Origin of the sequence: Thiothrix subterranea, from assembly GCF_016772315.1 — a bacterium.
GTDB lineage: Bacteria > Pseudomonadota > Gammaproteobacteria > Thiotrichales > Thiotrichaceae > Thiothrix > Thiothrix subterranea.
On record NZ_CP053482.1, the window covers coordinates 3,231,266 to 3,244,650 of the forward strand.

Below are 13,385 nucleotides of genomic sequence, written 5' to 3' on the forward strand. Positions count from 1 at the left end.
TAGGATGAAAATCCCCTACGGTCTCAGCAATTTTAAGCAAGTCATCAGCGAGGGCTATGTGTATGTCGATAAGACCGATTACATCGCCAAACTAGAAGCGGCAGGTCGCCACCTTATCCTGCTGCGTCCGCGCCGTTTTGGTAAAAGCCTGTTGCTGTCGGCGATGGAATATTATTACGACATCGCTTATCAGGACGACTTTGAGGCGTTGTTTGGCAATCTCTACCTCGGCAAACACCCTACTCCCCTTAAAAGCAGTTACCAAGTGCTGTTCATGGAATTCAGCGGGATTGCGACTGGGCAGGGATTCGAGCGGCTGTATGAGGATTTTGGGCGCGAAATAGCGCAGGCATTGCAAAAGTTTCTTAGTCGTTATGGTTATCCAGAGAGTACCTTGGCTGCTATCGAGCGTGAACCATCCCCGCAATCCCAGATGAAATATTTTTTCAGGGTGACTGAGGGGAGTAAAATCCTACTGCTGATTGATGAATACGACCATTTTGCCAATACCATTCTGGCGGACGACCTCAAATTATTCCAGCAAGTGATGGGCAAAGGCGGTTTCGTGCGGAGCTTTTACGAAACGCTCAAAACCGCGACCCAGCGCGGCGCGATTGACCGTTTATTTGTGACGGGTGTTACCCCGATCATGCTCGATAGTATGACCAGTGGTTTTAATATCGGTGAAAATTTGTCATTGCACGAAGATTTCAATGAGGCAGTGGGTTTTACCAGAAGCGAAGTGGCGGGGTTGCTTCAGCCGTTGGTGGATGCCTGCCAGCTTGATCCCGATGCTTTATTGGCGGACATCACGCGCTGGTACAACGGCTACCGTTTTTATCCTAAAGCGATTGATACGGTTTTCAATGCCAATATGGTGTTGTATTTCCTGAAGAACTTCCGCCGCAGAGATTGCTCTTACCCCGATCCTATGTTGGATGAAAACATTGCCTCGGATTACGGCAAAATCCTTGGGATGTTCAGTATCGGCAATCGTGATGACAATTTTATGGTGCTGGATGATTTGATCACGAACGGGGAGGTCACTGCGCAACAACGCCGTAAATTTGACTTTGACAAAGGCTTTGGGCGTGACGATTTCATCAGTTTAGTGGCGTATATGGGGTTTGTTTCACCGATCAAGAAAAGTCTGGCAGGCGAGGTGTTTAGCATCCCCAATTATGTGATGCAGGAATTGTATTTCCAGTATTTCAAGGTGGAGTTGGAACGTCGCAACCAAATGACGATTTCTAATCAGGCAATTGCGTTTGCGGTGGAAGCCTTGGCGTTGCAGGACGACATTCAGCCGTTGGTGGTGGAAATGGTGCAAGCGTTGCAATTGCTCTCTAACCGCGATGCGATGGGGATGGATGAGAAGCACGTTAAGGTGTTGCTGCTAACCTTGCTGTACCAAACCTCCGTGTATTTCATTCAGAGCGAGCGGGAAATTAATCGCAAGTACCCTGACATTATGCTGCTGGAACGCAGCCCGTTTGTGGTGGATCACCAGCATTTGATTGAGCTGAAATACAGCAAACAAACCGATGGTGAGGCGGGTTGGCAAGCCAAGCGGCAAGCGGGCATTGAGCAAGTGCAAGGGTATTTGCAGTTGCCCAATATCGCCGTGTTGCCTAAGCTCAGTGCTTGGTTGCTGGTCAGCGATGGGGTGCGGGTGGAGGTGGTGAAGGTGCGGTGAATGGCTTTCAAAGCAAATACCGCCAAGCCGCCACAACTCTGATCATCACTCCATCTTCCTGCCACTGTGCGTCTTCATCCCGCGTCACAATCACCCCTTGCTGAACGCCGCAAAAACGGCAAGCCGCCAGCAATCCTGCCACCTCCCGAGCACGGGTGGTGGGATCACCCAGCTCATAACACACCTGCATCGGTAACAACTCGCCCGTTGCTTGCTGCACCACAAAATCGCACTCCTGCGCCCCTTTCACAAACAGCAGTTCCAACCCTTGTTTGCGTAACTCCATTGCCATCAGATTTTCCAGCAACTTGCCTTTGTCTTGCCCCGCTCGCCAGCTAAAGGCATTGATCAAGCCGTTATCGACGATATAGGCTTTTTTGTCGCCTAATTCACGCCGCACCAATGACGGGTCATATTTGTACGCTAATTGCAGCAAGTAAATCGCATTCGCTTGTTCCAAATACTGGTGCAAGGTATCTTTGCTGACACGAAATCCCGCAGACTTGAGTTCGTTGTGAATTTTGTTGATTGACAACGGGCTAGTCACACTCTCGATGCAACGCCGGAGAAAAAACTTGAGTGCCTGCACATTACGTTCCTGATAACGCTCGATCAGGTCGCGATAGATCATCACATCGAAATATTCGGTCAGCAGTTTGCGGCGGATGTTGTCATCATCCAGCAACACCACCTCAGGAAAGCCACCGTGCAGCATAAATTGTTCAAAAGCAACGTTGATTAAGGCGACGGATTGCGAAGAATGCAGGTCAGGCACAATCCCTTGAAACGCCAGATATTCGCCAAATGACAGCGGAAATACTTCATAACGCAAGGTTCTGCCCCGCAAGGCAGTCGCGATTTCGCTCCCCAGCAATTTGCTGTTAGACCCCGTAATAAACAAATGGCGTGACACACTGTCATCCAGCCGCCGCACAAACAACTCCCAACGTGAAATATTTTGGATTTCGTCAAAGAAAAAGTAGCACTGCGCTAAATCCAATGCTGGATACAGTTCACGGTAAGCCTGCACAATCAAATCAAGCTCGTGGGTAGCGAGATCCAGCCGCTCATCCTCGAAATTCAGGTAAACAATCTGCTCACGCGGCACGGTTTGGCGTAATTGTTCAATAGCTTGCAAGAGGATGGATGACTTGCCGCTACGCCGCACGCCGGTCAATGTCACCACTTTGTTGAGGTGTAAGGGGATGTCTAACAGGCGCGGTTTCAGCGTGGGAATATCACGCAGATGAAAGTCACGGATCAAGGTTTTCAGCAGTTCTTTCTTAGTCATACTGCTATTTTAGTAGAAATCTTCCTTATTAGAAGGAAGATTTCCCGAAAATCTCAAGGCAACGCCTACAAAAACCCCTCAAACGGTATAATCGTCACCGCCGCTCCCGCTTCCAAATTCCCCGCCTCCCGTGGCAAGGCGATGAAGCAATTCGCCTGACTCATGGAGCGCAAGATATGTGAGCCTTGCCCGCCCGTGCTGCGGACTTGCCATTGCCCGTGTGTGTCACGTTCGCAAATGCCGCGTTGATAGTCGGTGCGCCCCGGTACTTTTTTCAGCGGGGTGGTACACAGCGCGGTGTATTCCGGCACGGTGGGTAGGCTTTCGCCGCGCAGCCGCAAAATGGCAGGGCGCACAAACAGCATAAAGGTTGCCATAACGGACACAGGGTTGCCGGGTAGCCCAAAGAATACACATTCACCCAAGGTGCCAAACGCCAGCGGTTTGCCCGGTTTCATGGCGATTTTCCAGAAATTTACCTGCCCCAAGCGTTCCAATGTAGACGTGACGTAATCGGCTTCTCCGACCGATGCGCCGCCACTGGTGATGAAAACATCCGCTTGTTGCATGGCTTGTTGGAAAGCATGTTCCACCGCTTCGGGGGTATCGCGCACCACGCCGAGGTCGATGATTTCCACGTCGAGATTTTGCAGCAAGCCGTACAAAGTGTAGCGATTGCTGTCGTAAATATCACCGGGTTGCAGGGGTTCGCCAATGCTTTTGAGTTCGTCGCCGGTGGAGCAAAACGCGATACGCGGGCGACGTAATACCCTAACGTCGCTAATGCCGAGCGAGGCAAGCAAGCCAAGGTCAGCCGCATTCAGTTTGCGCCCTGCATCGAGAACCGTGTCGCCAGTGCGCATGTCTTCGCCGGGATGCCGCACATTTTCACCGTGCGTCAGGCTGCTGGTGATGCGGATATGGTCGCCGTCACGTTGCACATTTTCTTGCATGACTACGCTGTCTGCACCATCAGGAACGACTGCTCCAGTCATAATGCGCACGCATTCACCGGGCTGTACCTCACCCGCAAACGGGCGACCTGCAAAGGATGCACCCACCAGGTGCAGCGGTTTGTCGCTGGCAAGATCGGCATAACGCAGGGCGTAACCATCCATCGCGGAATTGCGGTGCGGCGGAACATCCAGCGGTGCGCACACCGTTTCTGCAAGAATACGCCCCTGCGCTTGCCATAAAGTGACGGATTCGCTGGCTTGCAACCCCGCAACACTGCCGAGAATGTGGGCTTGCGCCTGTTCGACACTTAAAATGCCGGGGGGTAAGAGGTCACACGTGTGGGTCATGGGCGGTTCTCATGGTTAATCCGGTGTGGTTAATGGAGTTGCAAGGCTTGTTCGAGCGTGTGCCGAATGTGGGCTTGTTGCGCTTCATTCACAATCATTTCGCAGTTGCGGGTGGTGATGTAGAAAATATCCTGCGCCTGTTCGCCGAGGGTATTGATGCGGGCGTTGTGTACCCGCAGCCCCAAGCCATCCATTGCTTCACCAAGGCGTGAAAGTAGGCCCGGCATGTCACCGGCATTGATTTCCAGCAGTGTCAGGTTTTTTTCGGGTTGCTGGCTGAAGTGAATGCGCGTCGGCACATTGAAATTACGCAAAATGCGCGGTTTGCGATGGCTGTGATGGTAGGGTTGGTCGCGTTCCAAATTGTTACATAACGTATCAATAATGTGTTGCTGATCAATGTCACTGATAATGAGTTGATTGTCAGGGCCGAGGATGTGCAGGGTGTACAGGTCGAAACCTTCGGTGGTCGAGACAATACGGGCTTGCACCACGTTGAGGTTAAGTTGTTCCAACGACGCGACCACCCGCGAAAACAGGTCGTCGCGGTCTTTGCTGTAGACAAACAGGACGTTGCTGCTGCCCGATACGGTGCGGCGGATGTGAATCAGCGTGGGTTTGAAGGGGGCTTCGGCGAGAATGTGGCGGGTATGCCAGAGTACCGATTCCACCGAATGCATCAGGTGATAATCAGCACCGAATTGCTGCCAGAGGGCGCTGCATTCGGCGGCGCTAAAGCCTTCTTGCAAGAGTGGTTCGAGTGCTGCGCTGCGCTTTTCTTCGATCAATAGCTGGCTTTCGTGGGTCAGCAGGGTTCGGTTGCTCAATAAGCGGCGGGTAGAGTGGTAGAGTTCATGCAACAGGGATTGTTTCCAACTGTTCCATAGCTTGGGATTGGTGCCGCGAATATCCGCAATGGTGAGCAAAAATAAGCAGTCAAGACGGCTTTGCGATGCCACAATGCCCGCGAATTCGTGAATCACGGCAGGGTCGCTAATGTCTTTGCGCTGCGCGGTCATGCTCATTAGCAAATGATGGCGCACCAACCAACTGACCAGCGAAGCATCGTGCAAATTGAGGCCGTGTTCCCGGCAGAAATCGTAAGCATCGGTTGCGCCTAATACCGAATGATCCCCTTTACGGCCTTTAGCAATGTCGTGGAATAACCCAGCGAGGTACAAAATTTCCGGGTCACGCAAGGTTTTAAAGACTTCGGCACACAAGGGCAATTCTTGAGCGCCCAGTGCGGTGCTGTAACGCCGTATATTGCGCACCACAAACAGGGTGTGTTCATCCACGGTGTACATGTGGAACAGGTCGTATTGCATCCGCCCGACGATATTGGCAAAGGCGGGGATATACGCCGCCAAAATGCCGTAGCGGTTCATCAAGCGCATTACAAAGGTAATGCCTTTGGGTTGGCGCAAGATTTGGACGAATAATTGCCGGTGGCGGGCTTGCTGGCGGAAACTGGCATCAATCCGGTGCAAATTGTGCCGAATCAAGCGGGTGGTATCGGGTGTCAGCCCGGTTACGCCCGGTATCATTTGCAGCAGCAGGAAAATTTCCAGCAACGCTGTCGGGTAGAGCACGAACACATCGGGCGAATTCACCGAAATCAGGTTGCCGCGCTTTTGATACCACTCGCCTAACATTTCGGGTAATGGCGGGTGTTGCGTGAGGATGCGGTCGCGGAAAATCCCCATCAGCATATCGTTTAAGCGTTCGAGATCCGTAATCGTGCGGTAATAACGCTGCATAAACGCCTCCACCGCTGCATTATCGGCATCGTCGGTATACCCGAACAGGTGCGCTAAACTGCGCTGATAATCAAACAGCAAGCGGTCTTCTTTGCGGTTGGCGAGTTCGTGCAGGGCGAAGCGAATTCGCCATAAAAATTCACGGCCTTCGCGTAAGGTTTGGAATTCGTCGTATTCTAATAGCCGGTTTTCGTGCAACTCTTGCAAGGACATTGTGCCGTATTCGCGGTGTGTTACCCAGCTAATCGTCTGAATATCCCGCAAGCCGCCGCGACCTTCCTTGAGGTTGGGTTCAACCCGGTGCGAGGTGTCGCCTAATTTGAGGTAACGTTTTTGCTGTTCCTCAAATTTGGCTTGGAAAAATTCCGCGCTGCTCCACATGTGTGCGGGCGTAATGGCTTCACGTAAGCGCTGGAACAATTGCTCATTGCCGCTGAGGTAGCGCGATTCGATCAAATTGGTAATGACGGTAAGGTCAGCGCGTGCGGTTTCTAAACATTCATCGAGGGTGCGCACACTGTGACCCACGTCTAAGCCAATGTCCCACAGCAGGGTGATAAAGCTGGAGAGACGGTCGCGGCATTCTTCGCCCGGTGTGTCGGTGAGCAGAATCAGCAAATCAATGTCTGAGGCGGGGTGAAGTTCACGCCTGCCATAACCACCCACGGCAATCAAGGTGGCGCGGTGGTGTTGGGGAATACCGTTCAGCCCCCACAAATGCTGTAACAGGGTGTCGATGAATTCCGCATGATCTTGCAATAGGGTGCGAATGTTGGTGCCTGCGTGAAACGCTTCCCCTAATAAGCGCCGCGCATCCTTAATCGCTTGAGCGTAATCGGCCGTGCGTGGCGGGTCGCGTGCCAGGAGTTGGTCATAAACATCCAATAAGGCGTTGGTTTGAATCATAGACTGGCACGCCAGTTAGCTTCTTCGGCGCGGAGGGTGAGAATTTCAAAACCCTCTTCGGTCACTAGCACGGTGTGTTCCCATTGTGCGGATAATTTATGGTCTTTAGTGACGGCGGTCCATTGATCGGGAAGGATTTTCAGGTGGCGTTTGCCTTGGTTGATCATCGGTTCGATGGTGAAAATCATCCCCGCTTCCATAATGATTTTATCGCTGTCTTTGCTGTAGTAATGCAGGATTTGCGGCGCTTCGTGGAAACGGCTGCCGATGCCGTGTCCGCAGAATTCTTCGACCACACTGTAATTGTAGGCGTGCGCGTGTTTTTGGATCACTTTGCCAATCTCGCCGAAGGTTGCGCCGGGGCGGACTTGCAAAATACCAAGATACATACATTGCTGGGTAACGTGGCTTAAGCGTTTGCCTGCAATGGTCGGTTCACCAACGTGGAACATTTTGCTGGTGTCGCCGTGGTAGCCATCTTTGATCACGGTAATGTCGATATTCAAGGCATCGCCGTTTTTCAGTTTCTTATCGCCGGGAATGCCGTGACACACGACATTATTGAGCGATGTGCAGATGGATTTAGGGAAAGGCGGCGTACCGTAATTTAACGGGGCGGGAATCGCTTGCTGCACATTAACAATGTAGTCGTGGCAAATTTTATCCAATTCATCGGTGGTGATTCCGGGTTTAACGTGTTCTGCAATCATGTCCAGCACGTCGGCTGCCAGCTTGCCTGCTACCCGCATTTTGGCGATTTCGTCCGCCGTTTTGATCGTTATTGTTTGATCACGTTGTGTCTTTGCCATTTCTAGTTGTTCCCGGTAGCACTCAAAAGCGTTTCATGGTATAAAGCGCCCGCGAATTCCGCAAATAGTTTTACATATTGTCTAACTGTTTTATTTTAAATCCACACATACATCGACACGACACGCAGGGTGCCTGACTAAAAAAACAGGTTGCGTTTGTTGGGATGTATGGAGGCATAACCCATACAGGAGCTTATCATGCCTAAAGTTACTATGCGCCAAATGCTCGAAGCAGGCGTTCACTTCGGTCACCAGACCCGTTACTGGAACCCTAAAATGGGTCAGTTCATCTTTGGTGAGCGCAACAAAATCCACATTATCAACCTTGAGCAATCTTTGCCAATGTTCAATGATGCAACCAACTTCATCGGCAAGTTGGCGGCGAAAGGCGGCAAAATCATGTTCGTTGGCACCAAGCGTTCAGCGCGTGATGCGGTCAGCGAAGCGGCTGCGGCTTGCAAAATGCCTTACGTCAACCATCGCTGGTTGGGTGGGATGCTGACTAACTTTAAAACCGTTAAGCAATCCATCAAGCGTTTGAAAGATCTGGAGCGCATGGCTGAAGACGGCACGTTCCAGAAATTGGGCAAAAAAGAAATCCTGACTTTGACCCGTGAATCCGAAAAGCTGGAACGCAGCCTCGGTGGGATCAAAGACATGCGCGGTCTGCCCGATGCGATTTTCGTTATCGACGTAGGCTACGAAAAAATCGCAGTACAAGAAGCTAACAAACTGGGCATTCCGGTTATTGGTATTGTGGACACTAACAACTCCCTGCAAGGTGTTGATTACGTGATTCCGGGCAACGATGACGCGATCCGCGCTATCCAATTGTACGTTTCTGCGGCTGCTGATGCGATCAACGAAGGTCACACCGCAGCGGCTATTACGCCAATGCCAGAAGCGGAAGCACCGGCAGAAGCTGCTGACGAAGCACAAACCACTGACGCTGCTGGCGAATAAGTCAGCCCGTTCAAACAAGGAGTTACCCTAATGGCAATTACTGCTGGAATGGTGAAAGAGCTGCGCGAACGTACCGGCGCAGGCATGATGGAATGCAAAAAAGCCCTGACTGAAACCAATGGTGACATGGAAGCGGCTATCGACCTGATGCGCAAATCCGGTGCAGCGAAAGCTGACAAGAAAGCCGGTCGTGTTGCTGCGGAAGGTCGCGTGGTGATTGCACTGACGGCTGATGCGAAACGTGCAGCGGTTATTGAAGTCAACAGCGAAACCGACTTCGCGGCAAAAGACAGCTTCTTCGTGGCATTTGCTGATGAAGTGGGCGCAACTGCACTGGCAAACAATGTTGCTGATGTTGAAGCTTTGTCAGCGCTGACCGAAGCCAGCCGTACTGCGTTAATCGCCAAAATTGGTGAAAACGTGCAAGTGCGTCGTTTGGTATGGGTCGATGCGGGTGACGGTCAACTGGCTACTTACCAACACGGCGCGAAAATCGGCGTAGTGGTTTGCATGACAGGCGATGATGGCGAAGCAGGCAAGCACGTTGCGATGCATATCGCTGCCAGCCGTCCGGCTTGCGTTGACGAATCTGGCGTACCCCCTGAAATGGTGGAGCGTGAGCGCGAAATCCAGATCGACATCGCGATGCAAAGCGGCAAAGCCCGTGAAATCGCTGAAAAGATGGTGGTTGGTCGCATGAAGAAATTCATGGGCGAAATCACTTTGGTGGGTCAACCGTTCGTCATGAACCCTGATCAAACCGTTGGCGAATTCCTCGCATCCAAAGGCGCAAGCATTTCTCAGTTTGTGCGTCTGGAAGTGGGCGAAGGCATCGAGAAGAAACAGGATAACTTTGCTGAGGAAGTAGCGGCGCAAGCGGCTGCGGCAGCAGGGAACTAAGAAGACCTTCGGGTTCTTTAGTAAGGAGGGGCACTGGTTGCCCCTTTTTGCTGTCCCCTGTATAAATACACCCATCTAATTTAACACAGGCATACTCATGACCTCTTCAGCATCCAACCCTGCCATTCGTTTCCGTCGGATCTTATTAAAACTCAGTGGTGAAGCCCTGTTAGGCAACCAAGATTCCGGCATCGACCCCGACATCCTCTATCGCGTCGCGAGCGAAGCCCTTGCCGTACAACGTTCTGGCGTACAAGTCGCTATCGTCATTGGCGGCGGCAACTTGTTCCGGGGTGCAGGCTTGGCGGAGAAAGGCATGGATCGGGTGCGTGGCGACCAAATGGGCATGTTGGCAACGGTGATGAATTCCCTCGCGATGCAGGATGCGATCGAAAAGCTCGGTGGTAACTGCCGCGTATTGACCGCGCTCGGCATTGATCAAGTCGGCGAACGCTATTCTGCGCATCAAGCCCGCCGTTATTTAGAGCAGGGCGACATCATTATTTGTGCAGCAGGCAGTGGCAACCCGTTTTTTACCACCGATACGGCTGCCAGCTTGCGCGGGGTTGAATTACAATGTGACCTATTGCTGAAGGCGACCAAAGTGGACGGTATCTATGATGCTGATCCGAAAAAAAATCCTACGGCGAAACGCTTCGATCGGTTATCCTTCGAGGACGCTATCCAGCGCCAATTAGGCGTGATGGACTTAACGGCAATGGTCATGTGCCGTGATAATAAACTGCCGTTGGGTGTGTTCGATATGTTCGCACCGGGGGCGCTTGCTGCGATGGTTCGCGGCGAGATTGTTGGAACATTGGTTGAGGTTTAAGGCAATGATTGCAGACATTAAAAAAGATGCAGAGCAGCGGATGCACAAAAGTATTGACGCGCTACGCAATGATTTGGCAAAAATTCGTACAGGTCGCGCTCACCCCAGCTTGCTGGATCAAATCACCGTGGATTACTACGGTTCGGACGTTCCCTTAAGCCAAGTGGCGAATATCGGCACGGAAGATGCGCGTACCTTGAAGGTCACGCCGTGGGAAAAGCCAATGGCGGCGAAAATCGAAAAAGCGATCTTGACCTCCAATTTGGGTTTAAACCCGTCTAGCGATGGCAATGTGATTCGCGTGCCGTTGCCTGCATTGACTGAAGAACGTCGCCGTGATTTGGTAAAAGTGGTGAAAGGGGAAGCCGAAGGTGCGCGGGTGGCGATTCGCAATATTCGCCGCGATGCTAACTCTGATTTCAAGGCACTGCTCAAGGAAAAAGAGATTTCCGAAGATGAAGAGCGCCGTGCGGCAGAGGAAATCCAGAAGCTGACTGACCATTTCATTAAAGAAGTGGAAACAGTGCTGGAAACCAAAGAAAAAGAATTAATGGTGGTTTGATGATTGCTGCTGCCTCGGTTCGGGGCGTGCTTGCATACGATGGGGCCTGAATGACAAATACAACGCCAAAAGACGCGGTTCCCCGGCATGTTGCCATTGTGATGGATGGCAACGGACGTTGGGCGAAAGCGCGTTATCTGCCCCGTTTGATGGGGCATCATCGCGGAGTTGAAGCTGCTCGCAAAGTGATCCGTGGTTGCAATAGCGCTGGGGTGGAATGCCTGACGCTATTCGCGTTCAGCAGTGAAAATTGGCGCAGACCCGAAGAAGAAGTCAGCGGTCTGATGTCATTGTTCATGTCAGCGCTGGAGCGTGAATCCGCTGCTTTATTCCGTCACAATGTCAACATGCGTTTTATTGGCGACCGCAGCGGTTTTTCGGTGAGTTTGCAGGAAAAAATCCAGCAAGTGGAGGCCATGACCGCCAGTTGTACCGGAATGCGTTTGCTGATTGCGGCAAATTACGGCGGGCGCTGGGACATTTTGCAGGCGGTGCGTACCGTGGCCAGTCAGATTGCGGCAGGTGAGTTGGATGCGGTGGCGTTGGATGAGGCAACGTTCAGCGGTTTATTGTCCACTAGCGGTGTGCCTGAACCTGATTTATTTATTCGTACAGGTGGGGAAAAACGCATCAGTAATTTCCTGATGTGGCAAATGGCATACGCGGAATTGTATTTCACGGATGTATTATGGCCGGAATTTGATGAACAATGCTTGCGTGATGCCTTTGCGGATTTTGCGTGTCGGCAGCGGCGTTTCGGGATGACTGGCGAACAGGTATCAGGAGGAAAACATGCTTAAACAACGGGTGATTACGGGGCTGGTACTGATTTTATTGGTATTTGCCGGTATCGTGTTCCTGCCAGTCGAGTTGTTTGGTTTGTTTTCATTGATGTTTATTGTTGGCTTGGGCGCTTGGGAATGGGCGGGGTTGACCGGTTGTTACCTGCCTGAAAAGCGCATGGCTGGCACGATGATGATTTTGACCGCTTCGATTCCGTTGGTGTTTATTCGCCCCGATCCCGTTTGGGTGTTGGCGGTGAGTATTCCGGTGTGGTTGCTGGTGTTGGTGGCGTTGCAAGTATATCCGCGCAACGCGGGATTTTATAAAAAGCACGCGCTGGCGATGCGTTTATCCGGTATTTTGGTGCTGTTGCCTGCTTGGTATGCGTTGATGCATTTGCATGTGATGCATTATACCTATGTTATCTATTTGATTACCTTGATTGCATTGGCGGATACAGCGGCGTATTTCACGGGGCGTAAGCTGGGAAAAAATAAATTAGCCCCGGATTTAAGCCCCGGTAAAACCAGAGAAGGCATGTCAGGCGCAGTGCTTGCTACGGCTGTTTGGGCGTCTTTAGCCAGTTTCTGGTTGGATATTCCTGAAGGCAAGGGTGTAATTTTTATGATGTTATCCATGTTTGTGGTGCTAATGTCGGTGGCAGGTGATTTGTTTGAAAGTTTGCTCAAGCGCGAAGCGGGAGTGAAAGACAGCGGACGCATTTTGCCGGGACACGGCGGCATTCTGGATCGCATTGATAGCCTGTTAGCGGCAGCACCGTTATTCACATTGGGTTTACTGTGGCTGGGGATTTCGCGTGGCATCTAAAGGCATTACGATTTTAGGCGCAAGTGGCAGTATCGGGGTCAGCACCTTGGATGTCTTGGCGCGTCACCCTGAGCGCTTTCACGTTTACGCCCTGACCGCGCACAGCAATGTGGATAAATTATTCGAGCAATGCCAGCAATTTCAGCCGCGTTATGCGGTAATGGTTGATCCCCTAGCAGCGTCCTTGCTGGAAAAGCGCTTACAAGCGGTGGGCAGTGACGTGGTGGTGTTAGCGGGTGCGGAAGCTTTGGATGCGGTTGCGAGCAGCCCTGACACCGATTACGTGATGGCGGCGATTGTTGGTGCGGCGGGTTTAGTGCCAACGTTGGCAGCGGCGCGTGCCGGTAAGCGCGTCATGTTGGCGAATAAAGAAGCGTTGGTAATGTCGGGGCAATTGTTCATTGATGCGGTGTGTGCGCACGGTGCCGAATTATTGCCGATTGATAGCGAACATAACGCGGTATTCCAGTGTCTCCCTTCGGCTTCGCTCAGGGAACGCGAACATCGCGGGGTGGAAAAGATTTTGCTGACTGCTTCTGGGGGGCCTTTCCGTACATGGGCAGCCCGCGATCTGCATGATATTACCCCGAACAAGCCGTGGCACACCCGAATTGGTCGATGGGGCAAAAGATTTCGGTCGATTCGGCGACCTTGATGAATAAAGGTTTGGAAGTCATTGAAGCTTGCTGGTTATTTGGTCTGCCAGCCGAGCGCGTCGAGGTGGTTGTACACCCACAAAGCACTATTCATT

11 protein-coding genes and 1 pseudogene are annotated in these 13,385 nt (G+C 51.9%); 8 read left to right on the forward strand and 4 right to left on the reverse strand.

All coding sequences use genetic code 11. The annotated features are described in order from the left end of the window. The first annotated feature begins 4 nt into the window (after positions 1-4). Complete coding sequence (locus tag HMY34_RS15980) at positions 5-1,696, forward strand: AAA family ATPase (protein ID WP_202716435.1); 1,692 nt, start codon at positions 5-7, stop codon at positions 1,694-1,696. 7 nt (positions 1,697-1,703) lie between these two features. On the opposite strand, the gene HMY34_RS15985 is transcribed toward HMY34_RS15980, so the two are convergent. From HMY34_RS15985 to map, 4 genes are all read right to left on the reverse strand, one after another. Then, entirely contained in the window at positions 1,704-2,987 is a 1,284-nt protein-coding gene (locus HMY34_RS15985) for an ATP-binding protein (protein ID WP_202716436.1), read from the reverse strand. A 65-nt stretch (positions 2,988-3,052) separates the two neighbouring features. Further along, complete coding sequence (gene moeA, locus HMY34_RS15990) at positions 3,053-4,291, reverse strand: molybdopterin molybdotransferase MoeA (RefSeq protein WP_202716437.1); 1,239 nt, start codon at positions 4,289-4,291, stop codon at positions 3,053-3,055. 29 nt (positions 4,292-4,320) lie between these two features. Then, positions 4,321-6,957 carry a [protein-PII] uridylyltransferase gene (gene glnD / locus HMY34_RS15995; protein ID WP_202716438.1) on the reverse strand — a complete coding sequence of 879 codons (2,637 nt, stop codon included), beginning with the start codon at positions 6,955-6,957 and terminating at the stop codon, positions 4,321-4,323. Then, entirely contained in the window at positions 6,954-7,766 is an 813-nt protein-coding gene (map, locus tag HMY34_RS16000) for a type I methionyl aminopeptidase (RefSeq protein ID WP_202716439.1), read from the reverse strand. Before map ends, glnD begins: the two co-directional genes overlap by 4 nt. 198 nt (positions 7,767-7,964) lie before the next feature. Here map and rpsB point away from each other — a divergent pair, with 198 nt between their 5' ends. From rpsB to HMY34_RS20600, 7 genes and pseudogenes are all read left to right on the forward strand, one after another. Further along, on the forward strand, positions 7,965-8,729 hold the full coding sequence (gene rpsB, locus HMY34_RS16005; protein ID WP_202716440.1) for a 30S ribosomal protein S2: 765 nt from the start codon (positions 7,965-7,967) through the stop codon (positions 8,727-8,729). A 30-nt stretch (positions 8,730-8,759) separates the two neighbouring features. Then, complete coding sequence (gene tsf, locus HMY34_RS16010) at positions 8,760-9,629, forward strand: translation elongation factor Ts (RefSeq protein WP_202716441.1); 870 nt, start codon at positions 8,760-8,762, stop codon at positions 9,627-9,629. Positions 9,630-9,726: 97 nt separating this feature from the next. Beyond that, positions 9,727-10,461, forward strand: a complete 735-nt coding sequence (gene pyrH, locus HMY34_RS16015) for a UMP kinase (RefSeq protein ID WP_202716442.1) — start codon at positions 9,727-9,729, stop codon at positions 10,459-10,461. A gap of 4 nt (positions 10,462-10,465) precedes the next feature. After that, the gene (gene frr / locus HMY34_RS16020; protein WP_202716443.1) at positions 10,466-11,023 is read left to right on the forward strand and encodes a ribosome recycling factor; all 558 of its coding nucleotides are present in this window, start codon (positions 10,466-10,468) and stop codon (positions 11,021-11,023) included. 50 nt (positions 11,024-11,073) lie between these two features. Then, positions 11,074-11,823 carry a polyprenyl diphosphate synthase gene (gene uppS, locus HMY34_RS16025; RefSeq protein ID WP_202716444.1) on the forward strand — a complete coding sequence of 250 codons (750 nt, stop codon included), beginning with the start codon at positions 11,074-11,076 and terminating at the stop codon, positions 11,821-11,823. Then, positions 11,816-12,634 (forward strand): phosphatidate cytidylyltransferase, encoded by an 819-nt coding sequence (locus HMY34_RS16030; protein ID WP_202716445.1) that lies wholly within the window; start codon positions 11,816-11,818, stop codon positions 12,632-12,634. The genes uppS and HMY34_RS16030 overlap by 8 nt, the downstream gene beginning before the upstream one ends. Further along, positions 12,624-13,270: pseudogene (locus HMY34_RS20600) on the forward strand (NAD-dependent epimerase/dehydratase family protein); the annotation flags it as partial. The gene HMY34_RS16030 and the pseudogene HMY34_RS20600, both read left to right, overlap by 11 nt. Positions 13,271-13,385 lie beyond the last annotated feature (115 nt).

Excerpts from the sequence above, each read along its gene's own strand:
- moeA (WP_202716437.1), bottom strand. The coding sequence starts at position 4,291 with ATGACCCACACGTGTGACCTCTTACCCCCCGGCATTTTAAGTGTCGAA.
- HMY34_RS16030 (WP_202716445.1), top strand. The coding sequence starts at position 11,816 with ATGCTTAAACAACGGGTGATTACGGGGCTGGTACTGATTTTATTGGTA.
- pyrH (WP_202716442.1), top strand. The coding sequence starts at position 9,727 with ATGACCTCTTCAGCATCCAACCCTGCCATTCGTTTCCGTCGGATCTTA.
- glnD (WP_202716438.1), bottom strand. The coding sequence starts at position 6,957 with ATGATTCAAACCAACGCCTTATTGGATGTTTATGACCAACTCCTGGCA.
- tsf (WP_202716441.1), top strand. The coding sequence starts at position 8,760 with ATGGCAATTACTGCTGGAATGGTGAAAGAGCTGCGCGAACGTACCGGC.
- rpsB (WP_202716440.1), top strand. The coding sequence starts at position 7,965 with ATGCCTAAAGTTACTATGCGCCAAATGCTCGAAGCAGGCGTTCACTTC.
- map (WP_202716439.1), bottom strand. The coding sequence starts at position 7,766 with ATGGCAAAGACACAACGTGATCAAACAATAACGATCAAAACGGCGGAC.
- HMY34_RS15980 (WP_202716435.1), top strand. The coding sequence starts at position 5 with ATGAAAATCCCCTACGGTCTCAGCAATTTTAAGCAAGTCATCAGCGAG.
- uppS (WP_202716444.1), top strand. The coding sequence starts at position 11,074 with ATGACAAATACAACGCCAAAAGACGCGGTTCCCCGGCATGTTGCCATT.
- HMY34_RS15985 (WP_202716436.1), bottom strand. The coding sequence starts at position 2,987 with ATGACTAAGAAAGAACTGCTGAAAACCTTGATCCGTGACTTTCATCTG.
- frr (WP_202716443.1), top strand. The coding sequence starts at position 10,466 with ATGATTGCAGACATTAAAAAAGATGCAGAGCAGCGGATGCACAAAAGT.